15 protein-coding genes and 1 pseudogene are annotated in these 15,898 nt (G+C 64.7%); 15 read left to right on the top strand and 1 reads right to left on the bottom strand.

The genetic code is table 11. The features are described from left to right. Positions 1–5: 5 nt before the first annotated feature. The 8 genes from QN084_RS05275 to QN084_RS05240 all read left to right on the top strand — a co-directional run bounded on the left by QN084_RS05275 (position 6) and on the right by QN084_RS05240 (position 9,021). Positions 6–1,742, top strand: coding sequence for a nitrite/sulfite reductase (locus QN084_RS05275; protein ID WP_069695829.1), 1,737 nt, complete (start codon positions 6–8; stop codon positions 1,740–1,742). Next, the gene (locus QN084_RS05270) at positions 1,739–2,452 is read left to right on the top strand and encodes a phosphoadenylyl-sulfate reductase (RefSeq protein WP_062097634.1); all 714 of its coding nucleotides are present in this window, start codon (positions 1,739–1,741) and stop codon (positions 2,450–2,452) included. The genes QN084_RS05275 and QN084_RS05270 overlap by 4 nt, the downstream gene beginning before the upstream one ends. Further along, entirely contained in the window at positions 2,449–3,492 is a 1,044-nt protein-coding gene (cysD, locus tag QN084_RS05265; protein WP_242703223.1) for a sulfate adenylyltransferase subunit CysD, read from the top strand. The genes QN084_RS05270 and cysD overlap by 4 nt, the downstream gene beginning before the upstream one ends. Beyond that, on the top strand, positions 3,493–4,914 hold the full coding sequence (locus QN084_RS05260; RefSeq protein WP_062097632.1) for a sulfate adenylyltransferase subunit 1: 1,422 nt from the start codon (positions 3,493–3,495) through the stop codon (positions 4,912–4,914). A 99-nt stretch (positions 4,915–5,013) separates the two neighbouring features. Further along, positions 5,014–5,967 (top strand): homocysteine S-methyltransferase, encoded by a 954-nt coding sequence (gene mmuM / locus QN084_RS05255; protein ID WP_069695828.1) that lies wholly within the window; start codon positions 5,014–5,016, stop codon positions 5,965–5,967. A gap of 156 nt (positions 5,968–6,123) precedes the next feature. Then, positions 6,124–7,275, top strand: coding sequence for an ABC transporter substrate-binding protein (locus tag QN084_RS05250; protein ID WP_069695827.1), 1,152 nt, complete (start codon positions 6,124–6,126; stop codon positions 7,273–7,275). Positions 7,276–7,361: 86 nt separating this feature from the next. After that, on the top strand, positions 7,362–8,093 hold the full coding sequence (locus QN084_RS05245) for an ABC transporter ATP-binding protein (protein WP_021472292.1): 732 nt from the start codon (positions 7,362–7,364) through the stop codon (positions 8,091–8,093). After that, positions 8,083–9,021: an ABC transporter permease subunit gene (locus tag QN084_RS05240; protein WP_021472293.1), complete on the top strand. Its 939-nt coding sequence runs from the start codon at positions 8,083–8,085 to the stop codon at positions 9,019–9,021. The genes QN084_RS05245 and QN084_RS05240 overlap by 11 nt, the downstream gene beginning before the upstream one ends. 229 nt (positions 9,022–9,250) lie before the next feature. Here the strand turns inward: QN084_RS05240 and QN084_RS05235 are convergent, their stop codons facing one another. After that, entirely contained in the window at positions 9,251–9,808 is a 558-nt protein-coding gene (locus QN084_RS05235) for a dihydrofolate reductase family protein (RefSeq protein WP_021472294.1), read from the bottom strand. Between the two features lie 82 nt (positions 9,809–9,890). Between QN084_RS05235 and QN084_RS05230 the strand changes: the two genes are divergently transcribed. From QN084_RS05230 to QN084_RS05200, 7 genes and pseudogenes are all read left to right on the top strand, one after another. Then, positions 9,891–10,295, top strand: coding sequence for a VOC family protein (locus tag QN084_RS05230; RefSeq protein WP_031216522.1), 405 nt, complete (start codon positions 9,891–9,893; stop codon positions 10,293–10,295). Further along, entirely contained in the window at positions 10,292–10,585 is a 294-nt protein-coding gene (locus tag QN084_RS05225) for a winged helix-turn-helix transcriptional regulator (protein ID WP_069695826.1), read from the top strand. The genes QN084_RS05230 and QN084_RS05225 overlap by 4 nt, the downstream gene beginning before the upstream one ends. Before the next feature lie 46 nt (positions 10,586–10,631). After that, positions 10,632–10,871, top strand: a complete 240-nt coding sequence (locus tag QN084_RS05220) for a hypothetical protein (RefSeq protein WP_069695825.1) — start codon at positions 10,632–10,634, stop codon at positions 10,869–10,871. Positions 10,872–11,068: 197 nt separating this feature from the next. Continuing rightward, on the top strand, positions 11,069–12,115 hold the full coding sequence (locus QN084_RS05215) for an LLM class flavin-dependent oxidoreductase (protein WP_069695824.1): 1,047 nt from the start codon (positions 11,069–11,071) through the stop codon (positions 12,113–12,115). Positions 12,116–12,214: 99 nt separating this feature from the next. Beyond that, positions 12,215–12,934: pseudogene (locus tag QN084_RS05210) on the top strand (glutaminase); the annotation flags it as partial. Between the two features lie 88 nt (positions 12,935–13,022). After that, on the top strand, positions 13,023–14,285 hold the full coding sequence (gene cobA / locus QN084_RS05205; RefSeq protein WP_021472300.1) for a uroporphyrinogen-III C-methyltransferase: 1,263 nt from the start codon (positions 13,023–13,025) through the stop codon (positions 14,283–14,285). Between the two features lie 98 nt (positions 14,286–14,383). Then, complete coding sequence (locus QN084_RS05200; RefSeq protein WP_069695823.1) at positions 14,384–15,850, top strand: FAD-dependent oxidoreductase; 1,467 nt, start codon at positions 14,384–14,386, stop codon at positions 15,848–15,850. Positions 15,851–15,898: the final 48 nt, after the last annotated feature.

The raw sequence follows: 15,898 nt of genomic DNA, 5'->3' as shown, positions 1-15,898 counted from the left end.
GAAATATGACAGATACAGCTGTAGTCGGTGCGCCCACGGACACCGCCAAGCGCCCGGCACGCTCCCGCCCTGCCGCAAAGCCCCACGGCCAGTGGAAGGTTGACGGCACCACGCCCCTCAACGCCAACGAAACCTGGAAGCAGGAAGACAACGGGCTGAACGTCCGTGAGCGCATTGAGTCTGTCTACGCCAAAGAAGGCTTCGACTCGATCGACGGCACGGACCTCCACGGCCGCTTCCGTTGGTGGGGCCTCTACACGCAGCGCAAGCCCGGGATCGACGGCGGCAAGACGGCAACGCTGGAACCGCACGAGCTCGAAGACAAGTACTTCATGTTGCGCGTGCGCATCGACGGCGGTGCCCTGACAACCGAGCAACTGCGCATCATCGGCCAGATCTCTGTGGACTTTGCCCGCGGCTCGGCCGATCTCACTGACCGCCAGAACATCCAGCTCCACTGGATCCGCGTGGAGGACGTCCCGGAAATCTGGCGTCGCCTGGAGTCCGTTGGCCTTTCCACGACTGAGGCTTGCGGCGACGTTCCGCGCGTCATCCTGGGTTCCCCGGTGGCCGGAATCGCCAAAGACGAGATCATCGACCCCACACCGCTGATCCACGAACTCTCCGAGCGCTTCATCGGCGACCCGGAACTGGCCAACCTGCCGCGCAAATACAAGACGGCCATCACGGGCCACCCGTCCCAGGACGTGGTCCACGAGATCAACGACTTCGCCCTGGTTGGCGTCGTCCACCCTGAGCTGGGCGCCGGTTACGACCTTTGGGTTGGCGGCGGCCTTTCCACCAACCCGCGCCTGGCTGAGCGCTTGGGAGTGTTCGTTTCTGCTGATGTTGCAGCCGAAGTGTGGCTGGGCGTCACCAGCATCTTCCGGGACTACGGCTACCGCCGCATGCGCACCAAGGCCCGCCTGAAGTTCCTCTTGAATGACTGGGGCCCTGCCAAGTTCCGCCAGATCCTCGAAGACGAATACCTCGGCTTCAAGCTCCCGGACGGCCCGGCTGCGCCCAAGCCGAGCGCACCCGGCGACCACATCGGCGTACACGAGCAGAAGGACGGAAAGTTCTTCATCGGCGTCACGCCCACGGTTGGCCGCATGTCCGGTGAATCGTTGGTCAAGCTGGCTGACACCCTGGAGCAGCACGGCACGTACCGACTGCGCACCACTCCGCACCAGAAGCTGGTGATCCTGGACGTCACCAAGGAGCAGGTGGAGCCGCTGATCGCTGAACTGGACACACTGGGCCTCTCCGCGCGTCCCTCCGTGTTCCGCCGCGGCACCATCGCCTGCACGGGCATCGAGTTCTGCAAGCTGGCCATCGTGGAAACCAAGGTCACCGCCGCTACCGCCATCGCCGAGCTGGAACGCCGCCTGGCCGACCTCGTGGAGACCAAGCAGCTGCCGCAGGCACTGTCCCTCCACATCAACGGCTGCCCGAACTCGTGCGCCCGCATCCAGACCGCTGACATCGGCCTCAAGGGCATGATGCTGCCAACGCCCGACGGCGACCCCACCCCGGGTTTCCAGGTCCACCTCGGTGGCGGGCTGGCCAACAACGAGCGTGAGGAAGCCGGCTTGGGCCGTACCGTCCGCGGCCTCAAGGTCACGGTCGATGACCTGCCCGACTACGTGGAGCGTGTGGTCCGTAAGTTCGTCGCCGTCGGCGCCGAGGGCCAGACCTTCGCCGAATGGGCCCACTCCGCCGACGAAGGAGACCTGCAATGACCTTGGCCCTCAAGCGCTCCAACGAAGAGCTCAAGGCACTGGCCGAAGCCGGCGCCGCAGAGCTTGGTTGGAACCCTTCATCTGCCGACGTCATCGCCTGGGTTGCGCGGAACTTCGAGCTGCCGGCCATCACGGTTGCCTGCTCCATGGCCGACGCCGTACTTCCGGCTTTGGTCGCAGACCAACTGCCCGGCGTCGACGTCTTGTTCCTGGAGACCGGCTACCACTTCAAGGAGACCTACCAGACCCGGGCCGAGGTTGCCGCCAACCTGCGCGTTAACGTGGTGGACGTGCTCCCGGAACACACCGTGGAAGAGCAGGACACTTTGCTTGGCAAGGACCTCTTCGCCCGCGATCCCGGCCAGTGCTGCTCGCTCCGCAAGGTCCAGCCCCTCCGCCGTTCGTTGGCAGGCTACGAAGTGTGGTTCACCGGTGTCCGCCGCGACGAAGGACCCACCCGCACCAACACCCCGGTGGTCACATGGGACGAAGGCTTCGGCCTGGTCAAGGTGAACCCGATGGTCGACTGGAGCTTCGATCAGTTGGTGGAGTATTCCGAGGACAACATCCTTCCCGTCAACCCCCTCCTGAGCCAGGGCTACCCGTCCATCGGCTGCCAGCCCTGCACCCGCAAAGTGGCCCCGGGCGAAGACCCCCGCGCAGGCCGCTGGGCAGGATCCGACAAGACAGAATGCGGACTACACACATGAGCACTTACGCAACAACGGACGCCTACGCAGCAGATGCCGCCCCCGCCCCTTCGCCGCGCGGCATCCGTCCTGCGGACGATGCGCGCGGCTACGACAGGCCCGATGCCACTCCCGGGGCGGCATCTGCTGCTACGGCTCTGCAGTCGGAGCGGTTGAGCAGCCTGGACACCCTTGAATCGGAAGCGATTCATATCATTCGCGAGGTCGTGGCCGAGTTCGAGAAGCCTGCCCTGCTGTTCTCCGGCGGCAAGGACTCGGTGGTCATGCTGCACCTGGCCACCAAGGCTTTCTGGCCGGGCAAGGTTCCTTTCCCCGTGCTGCACGTGGATACGGGGCACAACTTCCCGGAGGTCCTCGACTTCCGGGACCGTACCGTGGAGCGCCTGGGCCTGAAGCTCGTGGTCGGTTCCGTGCAGGAGTTCATTGACCGCGGCGAATTGGCCGAGCGTGCTGATGGAACCCGCAACCCGCTGCAGACCGTTCCGCTGCTGGACGCCATCCAGAAGAACAAGTTCGACGCCGTGTTCGGTGGCGGACGCCGCGACGAGGACAAGGCCCGGGCCAAGGAACGCATCCTGAGCCTGCGTGACGAGTTCGGCCAGTGGGATCCGCGCAACCAGCGTCCCGAGCTGTGGAACCTGTACAACGGCCGCCACACCGTGGGCCAGCACGTGCGCGCGTTCCCCATCAGCAACTGGACCGAACTGGACATCTGGCGCTACATCGAACGCGAGAACATCGAGCTCCCCGGCCTGTACTACGCCCACGAGCGCGAGGTCTTCGCCCGCGACGGCATGTGGCGCGCAGTCGGTGAAGTTTCCCAGCCGCTCCCGCACGAGGAAGTCATCACCAAGACGGTCCGTTACCGCACGGTGGGCGACATGTCCTGCACAGGTGCCGTCGAGTCCGACGCGTTCACCGTGGCCGACGTCGTTGTTGAAGTCGCTGCCTCCACCCTGACCGAACGTGGCGCCACCCGCGCAGATGACCGCATCTCCGAGGCAGCCATGGAAGACCGCAAGAAGGACGGCTACTTCTAAATGAGCACCGAAACAGCATCCCTCATCGCCGCCACAGACGGCCTGGAGTCCGCTCCACTGCCGTCAACGCTCTTCCGTTTCGCCACTGCCGGATCGGTCGACGACGGCAAGTCCACTTTGGTGGGCCGCCTCCTCCACGATTCCAAGGCGATCCTTGCCGACCAGCTCGACGCCGTTGCCCGCACCTCCGCGGACCGCGGCTTCGGCGGGGACAAGGGCGGCATCGACCTGGCCCTCCTGACGGACGGCCTGCGTGCCGAGCGTGAGCAGGGCATCACCATCGACGTTGCCTACCGCTACTTCGCCACCGACCGCCGCAGCTTCATCCTCGCGGACTGCCCCGGCCACGTTCAGTACACCAAGAACACGGTGACGGGCGCGTCCACTGCGGATGCCGTCGTCGTACTCATCGACGCCCGCAAGGGTGTCCTGGAGCAGACCCGCCGGCACCTGTCCGTGCTGCAGTTGCTGCGCGTGGCGCACGTAATCGTGGCCGTCAACAAGATCGACCTGGTGGACTTCAGCGAGCAGGTGTTCCGTGACATCGAGGCCGACGTCCGCAAGGTAGCCCAGGAACTCGGCCTTGGTTCCGACGGCGTCTCCGACCTGCTTGTGGTGCCCGTGTCGGCGCTCGACGGCGACAACGTCGTGGACCGCTCGGAGCGCACGCCCTGGTACAACGGACCTGCGTTGCTGGAGGTCCTCGAGACTCTTCCTGCCGCCGATGAACTCGAAGCCGAACTGGAGAGCTTCCGCTTTCCCGTGCAGCTGGTCATCCGTCCGCAGGGTGCGCTGGCACCGGACGCCGTAGCTGCCGGGCTGGACGTCGAGGCATACCGGGACTACCGCGCCTACGCCGGCCAGATCACCGAAGGTTCGGTCAAGGTGGGCGACGAAGTCACCGTCCTGACTCCCGGCCACGAACCGCGGACCACCACGGTTGTGGGGATCGACTTTGCCGGCCGGTCCTTGGAGGAAGCAGCTGCCCCGCAGTCCGTTGCCCTTCGCCTGGCCGACGAACTGGACGTCGCCCGCGGCGACACCATTGCCGCGGCAGGCACGGTCCGCGAAGCCTCCGCAGATCTCTATTCGTCCCTGTGCTGGCTCTCGCCCAAGCCGCTGCGCGAAGGCCAGAAGGTCCTCGTCAAGCACGGCACCCGCACGGTGCAGGCCTTGGTCCGTACGGTGTCCGGGAAGCTGGACCTCGCCACGTTCAAGGTGGAACCGGCGTCGAGCCTGGAACTCAACGACATCGGCCACGCCCAGTTGCGTCTCGCCGCTGCGCTGCCCTTGGAGAACTACCTCCACCACAGGCGCACGGGCGCGTTCCTGGTGATCGACCCCATCGACGGCAACACCCTTGCCGCCGGCCTGGTCAAGGACCACCCGGGCGACCACGAAGACGAACGTTACGTCATCTAGGGACACACACAGTCACAAAACCGCAGCTTGTTCGCGGAACCCCACGCCGTACGGCGGGAGTCCCCGGACAAGCTGCGGTTTTCTATTGCGGGAGTACGCATGCCGGAAAACACCACCCTCAGCACGCTGTTGGCTGCCGGTGGGAACCTGATCCTGGACGGCGCCCTGGCCACCGAATTGGAGGCCCACGGCTGCGACTTGGAGGACGCTCTCTGGTCCGCCAAGGTCCTGTTCGAACAGCCCCACCTGATCAAGCAGGTCCACCGCGATTACTTCGACGCCGGTGCCTCCGTGGCGATCACGGCCAGCTACCAGGCGACACCACAGGGGTTTGCCCAGCGGGGCTTGTCGGTGGAGGAGTCAATCGAACTCGTAGCGCGGAGCGTCCGTCTGGCCGATGAGGCCCGGCAGGAGTACCTCGCAGCCAACCCCGGTTCCCGACCTTTGCTGGTCGCCGGCTCGGTGGGACCCTACGGTGCATACCTGGCCGATGGTTCGGAGTACCGCGGCGATTACACGCTCTCCGCCGCGGCATTCCGGGATTTTCACCGGGCACGGATCGCTGCCCTGGTTGAAGCCGGGGTGGATTTCCTGGCGTGCGAGACGTTGCCGTCGTTCGCCGAGGCTGAGGCGCTGCTGGACTTGGTGGTGGAGTTCGACGTCGAAGCCTGGTTTACGTTCACGCTGCGGGACAGCGCCCGCATCAGTGACGGAACGCCTCTTGCGGATGTGGCTGCGCTGCTCCGCGCGGAACCGCGCGTTGCCGCCGTCGGATTTAACTGCGTACCGCTGGATTTGGTGACGGCTGCACTCGGAAGCCTTCGCAAAGCAACCGGTTCTCCGCTGGTGGCGTACCCGAATTCGGGCGAGGTCTACGACGCCGTGACCAAAACCTGGGGACCGGCTGAGGGCGGTGCCCAGGCGCTGACCTTGGCCGGGAACGCATCTGATTGGCGGGAACAAGGGGCGCGTCTCATAGGTGGGTGCTGCCGCACAACCCCGCGCGACATCGCACGCCTTGCCGCCAATATGACGTCACGTGAACCTTCATGAACCTTGATTTCTACGGGATTGAAGCGGAAATATCACTGTCCCTACTGTGAACTCATGACCACTTCGGAACGGTCCTTCCTTGCCTTCGACGGGCGATGTTAGGGGCCCGATCTTCGCGCCGAACCGCATCCCCAAAACTTCCAAGGACCCCACCCAATGGCTAACACCCCTGAGTCACAGAAACCGACGTCCGGCACCAAACGTATTGTTGCGGGACAAAAGCAGCCCAAAGCGAAGCGCCGCCGTGTGCTGGAAATCGGATTGGCTGCCGGCCTCGTCCTGCTGATCGGCGCAGGTGCTGCCGTGGCATCCGTTGTTTCGAACAACAACCAGGCCGCACCCGTTCCCTCCGCGACGCCCGCCGCAGAACTTAAGCTCGGCTACTTCAGCAACGTCACCCACGCCCCGGCACTGGTAGGTACCAGCAAGGGCATCATCGCCAAGGAACTCGGCGAGACCAAGCTCAGCACCCAGGTCTTCAACGCCGGACCCGCAGCGATCGAGGCACTCAACGCCGGCGCGATCGACGCCACCTACATCGGTCCGAACCCCGCCATCAACTCGTTCGTCAAGAGCAACGGCGAATCCGTCAGCATCATCGCGGGAGCCGCAGCCGGCGGCGCGCAGCTGGTGGTCAAACCGGAGATCAACTCCGCCGCGGACCTCAAGGGCAAGATCCTTGCGTCCCCGCAGCTTGGCGGAACGCAGGACGTCGCACTGCGCGCCTGGTTGCTGGACCAGGGCTTCAAGACCAACACTGACGGCAGCGGCGACGTCAACATCAACCCCACCGAGAACGCCCAGTCCCTGAAGCTCTTCCAGGATGGAAAGCTCGACGGCGCGTGGTTGCCTGAGCCGTGGGCCTCCCGTCTGGTGCTCGAAGCCGGGGCGAAGGTCCTGGTTGACGAGAAGGACCTGTGGGAGAAGGGCGACTTCACCACCACCATCCTGATCGTGAACAAGAAGTTCGCGGCTGAGCACCCGGAGACGGTCAAGGCTTTGTTGAAGGGCCACGTCGAATCCGTGAACTGGTTGAACACCGCCTCAGCCGAAGAGAAGGCGTCCACCATCAACGCAGTCCTCAAGGACACCGCGGGCAAGCCGCTTCCGGCGAACGTGATCACCCGGGCCCTGCAGAACATCAAGTTCACCACCGACCCCCTGGCCGGTACCTACAAGAAGCTCCTCGATGACGGGGTCAAGGCCGGCACCACCAAGGAAGCCGACATCAACGGCATCTTCGATCTCCGCGCCCTGAACGAGGTGGAGGGTAAGAAAACCTCCGCCGCCGGACTCGGACAAGACTAAGCGCCACCAGGCCGGTTCGCTCCCGCACACAGGGAGCGGGCCGGCTTCAGCTACATCCACCACAGCAACAAACGAAGGACGGGACCATGCCAGTAGTACTGGAGAACCTGGGCAAACGCTTCGGCGACGGGGCTCCCGTCCTGGATGACGTCAACGCCACCATCGCCCAAGGCGAGTTCGTCGCGCTCCTCGGTGCGTCCGGCTGCGGCAAGTCCACCCTGCTGAACATCATTGCGGGACTGGAGCATCCGACGTCGGGCGCTTTGGAGGTGCCCAGCGACGGCGCGGCCTTCATGTTCCAGGACTCGGCGCTGTTTCCGTGGCTGACCGCCCGCGGCAACATAGAACTCGCGCTGCAGTTGGCGGACAAGTCTTCCAGCAAAGCCAGCCGGCGAGCCCGCGCCACCGAGCTCCTTGAGTTGGTGCACCTGGGTGGTGCCGGGGACAAGCGGCCGCACGAGCTGTCCGGTGGCATGCGGCAACGGGTTGCTCTGGCACGCTCACTGGCACAGGACCGGCAGGTATTGCTGATGGATGAGCCGTTCGCCGCCCTCGATGCGATTACCCGCGACCTCCTCCACGACGAGCTGGAGCGCATCTGGAAGGAAACCGGACGCACCATCATCTTCGTCACGCACAACGTTCGTGAAGCCGTACGCCTGGGGCAGCGCGTCCTTCTCCTGTCCTCGCGGCCGGGCCGGGTTGTTGCTGAATGGGCCGTCACGGAAGAACACCGCACCGACGCCGGCCGGGCCGGGGAGCTGACCGGCGTCATTACCCGACGACTTCGCGAGGAGATCCGCCGCCATGCCAAGTAACCAGACCACTGAAGAGCGGACCCTCCCCGTGACTGATTCCAACCACATCACGTCCCCGTCCCTCAAAGGGAACCCCTCGGAACTCCGGGACCTCGAAGCCGGCCTGGACAACCTCCAGTCGGACACCTCCCGCAAGGCAGGAATCGACTGGAAGCGCGTCCTCCTTCCCGTCGCTGCCCTCGTGTTCCTCATCCTCGCCTGGCAGTTCTACGTTTCGCTGGAGTTCAAGCGGCGGGACCTGGTTCCCGGACCCGTGGACGTCTTCAACCAGTTCCTCACGCTGTGGGGGGACGGCAAGCTCCAGGAATCGGTATGGACGTCATTGCAGCGCGGTGTTGTCGGGTTCCTCATCTCGGTTGTCATTGCTACTCCGGTGGGGCTGATCCTCGCGCAGGTAGCTCCTTTGCGCCGCGCTTTCGGCCCCCTCATTTCCGGCCTGCAGGTACTGCCGTCCGTGGCGTGGGTTCCGGCAGCCATCATCTGGTTCGGCCTCACTGACGCAACGGTGTACTTCGTGGTGTTCATGGGCGCGATCCCGTCCATCATCAACGGGCTGATCTCCGGTGTGGACCAGATCCCGCCGCAATACCGCAGCGTCGGCACCGTGCTGGGTGCCAACCGCCTGCAGATGGCATTGCAGATCGTCCTTCCGGCGGCTCTCCCGGGCTACATCGGTGGTTTGAAGCAGGGGTGGGCGTTCTCGTGGCGTTCCCTCATGGCCGCTGAGATCATCGCTGTAGGGGGCACCATCGGCTTCGGGCTTGGCTCTTTGCTGGACCAGGGCCGGGTGTTGTCCGACATGACCGTGGTGATGTCCGCGATCCTGCTGATCCTTTTCGTGGGAATCCTGATCGAGCTCCTGGTCTTCGGGCCCATCGAGAAACGCCTCCTGCAGCGCCGGGGGCTCCTGGCCGGCAGCTCCCGGTAGCTATACCGCGCCTCCGCGGCGTGTGGGGCGTCCCTCTGTCACTTCCCGCCCGTTGAGCTCTGCCGCGTCCATTTGCGCCGGATGCTCCCGTTCCAGCTCGACGCACCCCTTCTTCGCGGGGAGCGCACCAGTTCGCGCCGGTCGCCCCCGAGGTTACGGGTGCGACCGGAGGAAACGGTTGCGGCGCCGACCCTTCCCGCCGAGCCTTCCGCCGCCGTCGTGCGTCAACCTAAGCAGCCCGACGGTAGTGCAGGGCGACAACTCCGTTGCTGAGCGGCTCCGCCGAGACCAATTCGAGGCGGCGGGTTCCGGGCAATCCGTCCTGGAAGAGGGTTGGACCGTGGCCGGTGATCATAGGTTGAAGCAGGAATCTGTACTCATCTATCAGGTCCAGCCGGTCCAGCTCAGTGGCGAGTTTGCAGCTGCCGACCAGCACGCCGTCGGGAGTCCGGTCCTTAAGTTCCTGCACGGCCCCTTGTAGTTCGCCGGTCAGTTGGTGGCTGTTGGTCCATGGGAAGTCGGTGCGTGTTGCCGAGACGACGTACTTCGGCTTGCCTTCCAGCGTGACGGCCCAATCCCGGATGGCCGGGGGAGCCTCCACTTCGCCCCGGGCGACCGCAGGCCAGTAGGCCTCCATCAATTCGTAGGTGGTTCGGCCCCAGAGCATGGCGCCGTTCTCCTCGAGAAGCCGGGTGAAGTAGGCATGAGTTTCGTCATCCGCGATGCCCTCCCGGTGGTCGATGCAACCGTCCAGAGTGACATTCATGCTGAAGGTTAGGAGCCCCATTGGCTGATTCTAGCCCCCCGGCCCCCAGGCACTGGCCTTTCCACTCTTGACGCCTTACTTGCATTTTGCAAGTATGGGCCGCATGAGCCTCTTCATCACCTGCCCCGTCGAAGACGTCGAGCGCGCAACTGCCTTTTACACCGCCCTTGGCTGGACCTTTAACCCCGAGATGTCGGACCACAACGTGTCATGCTTCGCGATTGCGCCGGAGCAATACGTCATGCTCGGCAGCCGCGAAATGTACGCCAGCGTCGGCGGCTCCGAGGAACTGATCGGCGGACCCGGGACGCCTTCCAAGGTCACGGTCTCGTTCGACCTTGGCAGCCGTGAAGCAGTCGACGAGTTGGTCGAGCGCGCCCGCGCCGCCGGCGGGCGGATCGGTGACACTGACGACTACCCGTTCATGTACCAGCGCCAGTTTGATGACCCTGACGGCTACCACTACTCGCCGTTTTGGATGAAGCCCGACGCCGATACGACTGAGTGAGCGATCTGGCCGGGGCGCTGGAACTTGTTGGAGCACGGTGGGCCCTGCTCATCGTGGAGCGGCTGCTCGACGGGCCGCAACGTTACGGGGACCTGCAGCGCGATCTTGGAATACCGACGAACATTCTCGCTACCCGCCTGCGCGAGCTCGAAGCGGCCGGAGTATTACTGCGCCTGCCGCTTCGGCACAACACCCGGGCCTACGCGCTGACCGATCGCGGACTTGCCTTGCGCGAGGCAATCGTGGCACTGGGACGCTGGGGCAGCGAGGAGCCCAAAGCCGAACGGTGACTACGCGGCTCTTTACCCAGTACGTCCCGGGCAGGACACTGATTGAGTGAAAATCCATGATTGGTGGCCCCGGGTCAGCCCCGCAACCCGAAACTGGCTGATCGCGCACAACGGGGAACCCCTGACCCCGCTGGTGACCAGCGAGATCATGTCCGCAACAGGAGGCGCCACGGAACCCGGGTGGTGGGCCGGCGACTCAACAGACGGACCCCACCTGACCGACGGCGCGGTGGACTGGATCGAAGCCATCGCCAACGGGGAGGATCCTCCGCCGGTCGCTGAGTAATGCCGCTCTCGAAAAGGGCCACACGCTCTATCACATACCAACCCCTTCCCGGCTTTCCTCAATCACCTGGTGAGAGAGGGATGCGATAAAGGGGGCGTTATGTGAGAGAGGGATGGGAAAAAGGGGGCGTTATGTGATAAAGGGACGGGGCGCGGGCTGGGTGGAATGACCAGGCGCAGCCCGGCGTTGTGCTCGACATGCACAAGAAACGGATCGGGTTCCTCTCCTTCGGCCACTGGGCCCGCGTACCGGGTTCCCGCGTTCCCACCGCAGGCGAGGCGCTGAAGCAGGGAATTGAACTCGCGGTCGCCGCCGAGGAGGCAGGCATCGACGGCGCTTTCTTCCGAGTGCACCACTTCGCCCGGCAGCAGGCCTCGCCCTTCCCGCTTCTGAGCGCCATTGCGGCACGCACCAGCCGGATCGAGATCGGCACCGGGGTGATTGATATGCGCTACGAGAACCCTCTTTACATGGCCGAGGAGGCTGCCGCCGCGGACCTCATCAGCGACGGCCGCCTGCAGCTCGGAGTGAGCCGCGGTTCACCCGAGCCCGCCCTCAACGGTGCCGCCAATTTTGGCTATGTCCCGGCCGACGGCGAAGACAGCAGTGACATGGCGCGGCGGCATACGGCATTGTTCCGCAAGGCCATCGCAGGACACGGGGTAGCCCAAGCGGATCCGCACTACGCCGGGGGAGCCACCGGGCTGTTGCCCATCCAGCCACAGTCGCCCGGGCTTCCGCAGCGGATATGGTGGGGCGCCGGCACGCGCAAGACGGCGGTCTGGGCGGCGGAACAGGGCATGAACCTGATGAGCTCAACACTGCTGACCGAAGATACGGGTGTTCCCTTCGACCAACTCCAGGCCGAACAGATCCGGATGTTCCGCGAGGCCTGGGCTTCCGCCGGCCACGACTTCGAACCGCGGGTCTCTGTGAGCCGCAGCGTGATCCCCATCGTTGACGCCGAGGACAACCACTACTTCGGGCTCCGTGCACAGGCGGACCGCGAAGATCAGGTGGGCATTCTGGACGGTGCGTTGTCCCGCTTTGGCAAGAGCTACATCGGCGAACCGGAGCAACTGGCGGAAGAGCTCGCCCAGGACGCTGCGGTGCAGTCCGCCGACACCCTGCTGCTCACGGTTCCAAACCAGCTGGGTGTGGAATACAACGCCAGGCTCCTGAGCAATGTCGCGAAGCACATTGCGCCTGCTATCGGCTGGACGCCTGCGGTCATGGGGGCTTAGCCCTGAACGCCGGTAGAGTTGCTGGCTGTGCGCTCCCGAGGGAACACCTCAGGCGCATCTGTATGCCCCTTCAATGAGGAGGGGGCTGACCAAGGCAGCCCTCAGCTCGGCGCAGTGGAACCGAACCAGTTCGGGATCTCACTGGTCATCAGGGAAGGTGAGGTCTTCTCAGCCGGGGATGCCCATGTGGAGTTCTCCATCCAAAGCATCTCCAAGGTCTTTGCCCTGGCCTTGGTGCTATCCAACGACGGCGATGGCATTTGGAAGCGCGTTTTCCGTGAGCCGTCCGGCAACCCCTTCAATTCACTTGTTCAGCTCGAGAGCGGGAACGGCATACCCCGCAACCCGTTCATCAACGCGGGAGCCATTGTCGTCACGGACAGGTTGCTGAGCCTGACCGGGAACGCTGCAGGAGCAGTGCGGGAGCTGATGCGGCGGGAATCCGGGAACGCCTCGGTAGATACGGACCACCGCGTGGCGGCATCCGAGCTCGGCAGGGGACACAGGAACGCTTCCTTGGCCCGCTTCCTGGCATCCAATGGACTTGGCGCCGACGGAACGCTGGTGCTCTCGCCGGCCCAGACCAAACGGGTCAATGCGGTCATGCTGACGTGCGGTACCTATGACGCGGCGGGTGAGTTCGCTTACCGCGTCGGCCTGCCGGGCAAGAGCGGCGTCGGCGGCGGCATCGTGGCCGTGGTTCCCAACAAGTGTGCAATCAGTGTGTGGAGCCCAGGCCTGGGGAGGTCCGGGAACTCAGTGGCAGGTGTGGCTGCACTGGATGAATTCACTACCCGTACCGGCTGGTCGGTGTTCTAGGACGCTGTTTGTGACGCCGCATTACCCAGCGTTACCGGGTGTGTCCGGGCCTTTGAAGCGTGTTACGGCGCCGCCCTACAGTTTTTTCATGGCAATACAGGACATCTACCCCACCGCGCTGCGCCTTCTCGGCCGCCCGGTGCTGGTTGTGGGCGGCGGGCCCGTCGCGGCACGCCGCGCCAAGGGACTGCTCGACGCCGGCGCGAAAGTTACGGTGGTCGCTCCCGTTGCCTCCGAAAAACTCCGCGCCCTGGTGGATTCCGGGCTGCTCGCTTGGGAGCCCCGCGAGTACCGCACTGAAGACCTCGACGGCGTCTGGTTCGTTCAGACTGCAACGGGGACTGCCGCTGTGGACACCCGGGTAGCCGCCGACGCCGAGGCGCAGCGCATTTGGTGCGTCAACGCTTCCGACCACGAAGCTTCCGCTGCATGGACCCCGGCCGTGGCCGAGGTGGACGACGTCAAGATCGCCATCAACGCCGGGGGAGACCCGCGCCGTGCAATGGCCCTGCGCGACGCCGTTGCCACCGCCTTGGAAACGGGCGATCTTCCCCTGCGCCGCCACCGCAAGCCCGAAGACAAGGGTTCCGTAGCCCTGATTGGCGGCGGACCTGGCGACTCGGGACTCATCACAGTCCGCGGTCGGCGCCTCCTGGGCCAGGCCGACGTCGTGGTTGCTGATCGTCTTGGACCGCGCGAGCTGCTGAAGGAGCTTGCCCCCGACGTCCGCATTATTGAGGTCGGCAAAACACCGGGCCACCATCCGGTTCCACAGTTGGAGATCAACCGCATCCTCGTCGAGGAGGCCTTGAAGGGCAACCGGGTGGTCCGCCTCAAAGGCGGTGACCCCTATGTCCTGGGGCGCGGCGGTGAGGAAGCAGAATTCTGCCGGCAGAACGGCGTCGGGGTTGAAGTGGTGTCCGGCGTAACCTCCGCGATCTCCGTTCCCGCTGCCGCCGGTATTCCGGTCACGCACCGCGGACTGGCCAAGGGCTTCAGCGTCGTGACCGGTCATGAAGAGCTGTCCGAAGTCCCCGCACGCCCGGACCATACTGTGGTGTTGCTCATGGGAGTGGCGCAATTGCGTGATTCTGCGGCGGCGCTGGCTGCCTCGGGTCTGCCTTTGGACACTCCAGTAGGTATCGTAGAAAAGGGCTATTTGCCGGAACAGCGCGTCACGATCGGCACGCTGGGTACCATCGCCGACCAAGCGGAAGCCGTGGGCGTGGCTAATCCAGCGGTCATTGTCATCGGCGATGTTGTCCGCGTCAGCCCCTTCGCCCCGGAACATTTCAAGACCGCTGACTACAGCACCATTACCCCCAACCGTCCCCGCGTCCGCACCAACTAGCCCCCGGCCCAACCAGGTAGCACTTAAGCACGTTTTGAGCCCTCAAAACGCGCACAATTGCGACTCAGTTGGGTGGACAGAGAAGAAGGAACACAGCCGTGTCAATTAGCACCCCCGTAGGTTCTGCGGACCGTCCGCTTCGCGTCGCCGTCATCGGCTCCGGCCCGGCCGGCGTGTACGCAGCTGACATCCTGACCAAGAGCGAGGCCGTCAAGAGCGGCGAACTCAACGTCAGCATTGACCTCTTTGACCGTTACCCCGCCCCGTACGGCCTCATCCGCTACGGCGTTGCACCGGACCACCCCCGCATCAAGGGCATCGTCAATGCCCTCCACAAGGTGCTGGACCGCGGCGACATCCGCTTCTTCGGCAACGTTGACTACGGCACTGACCTCTCCATCGAGGACCTGCGCAAGCACTACGACGCCGTCATCTTCGCCACGGGCGCCATCAAGGACGCGGACCTGAATATCCCGGGCATCGAGCTGGAGGGCTCGTTCGGCGGCGCCGACTTCGTTTCCTGGTACGACGGCCACCCGGACGTTCCCCGCGAATGGCCGCTGGACGCCAAGGAAATCGCCGTCCTCGGAAACGGCAACGTGGCCCTGGACGTGGCCCGCGTCCTCTCCAAGCACGCTGACGACCTCCTGGTCACCGAAATCCCTGACAACGTCTACGCGGGCCTAAAGAATTCCCCGGTCACGGACGTTCACGTCTTCGGCCGCCGTGGCCCGGCGCAGGTGAAGTTCACCCCGCTGGAACTGCGTGAACTGTCGCACTCCAAGGACGTGGACATCATCCTCTACGCCGAAGACTTCGAGTTCGACGAAGAGTCCGACCGCCAGATCCAGACGAACAACCAGACCAAGACCATGGTTGGAACGCTCACCAACTGGATCGCCGAGCAGCCCGAGGACCTCTCCGAGCTCACGGCTTCCCGCCGCCTCCACCTGCACTTCCTGCACAGCCCGGTGGAGATTGTCGATTCCCCGGATACTCCGGGCAAGGTTGCCGGCATCAAGTTCGAGCGCACCGAGCTGGACGGCACGGGCAACGCCCGCGGCACCGGCGAGTTCATCGACTACCCGGTCCAGGCCGTGTACCGCGCCATCGGCTACTTCGGTTCCGCCCTGCCGGACGTCGAGTTCGACCACAAGAAGGGCGTCATCACCAACGACGGCGGCCGCGTGTTGGACGCTGACGGCCAGCACGTTCCGGGCCTCTACGCCACGGGTTGGATCAAGCGTGGTCCTGTGGGCCTCATCGGCCACACCAAGGGTGACGCCCTGGAAACGGTCACCTACCTGCTCGAGGACCGGGAAAACCTGCCGCTCGCCGAGGTTCCCGAAGCCGACGCAGTGGTGGAACTCCTGGAGGCCCGCGACGTGAAGTTCACCAGCTGGGAAGGCTGGCTGGCACTGGATGCCCACGAGCTCGCCCTCGGCACAGCAGCCACCGAAGCCGGCGGTTCGCACGGTGTGGAGGTTACTCGTGAGCGCATCAAGGTTGTGCCGCGCGAGGACATGGTGGACATTTCCCGCGACGGTGTTTCCGCGCAGGTCTGAAGCACAGGTTCAGCGCAGTTCTGAAGCTCGCTGATTCAGCGGGGCCGC

It is taken from the genome of Paenarthrobacter sp. R1, from assembly GCF_030264015.1.
GTDB classification, from domain to species: domain Bacteria; phylum Actinomycetota; class Actinomycetes; order Actinomycetales; family Micrococcaceae; genus Arthrobacter; species Arthrobacter ureafaciens.
Note: the sequence above shows the minus strand (reverse complement) of the source record. Positions and strands in the feature narration are given on the sequence as shown.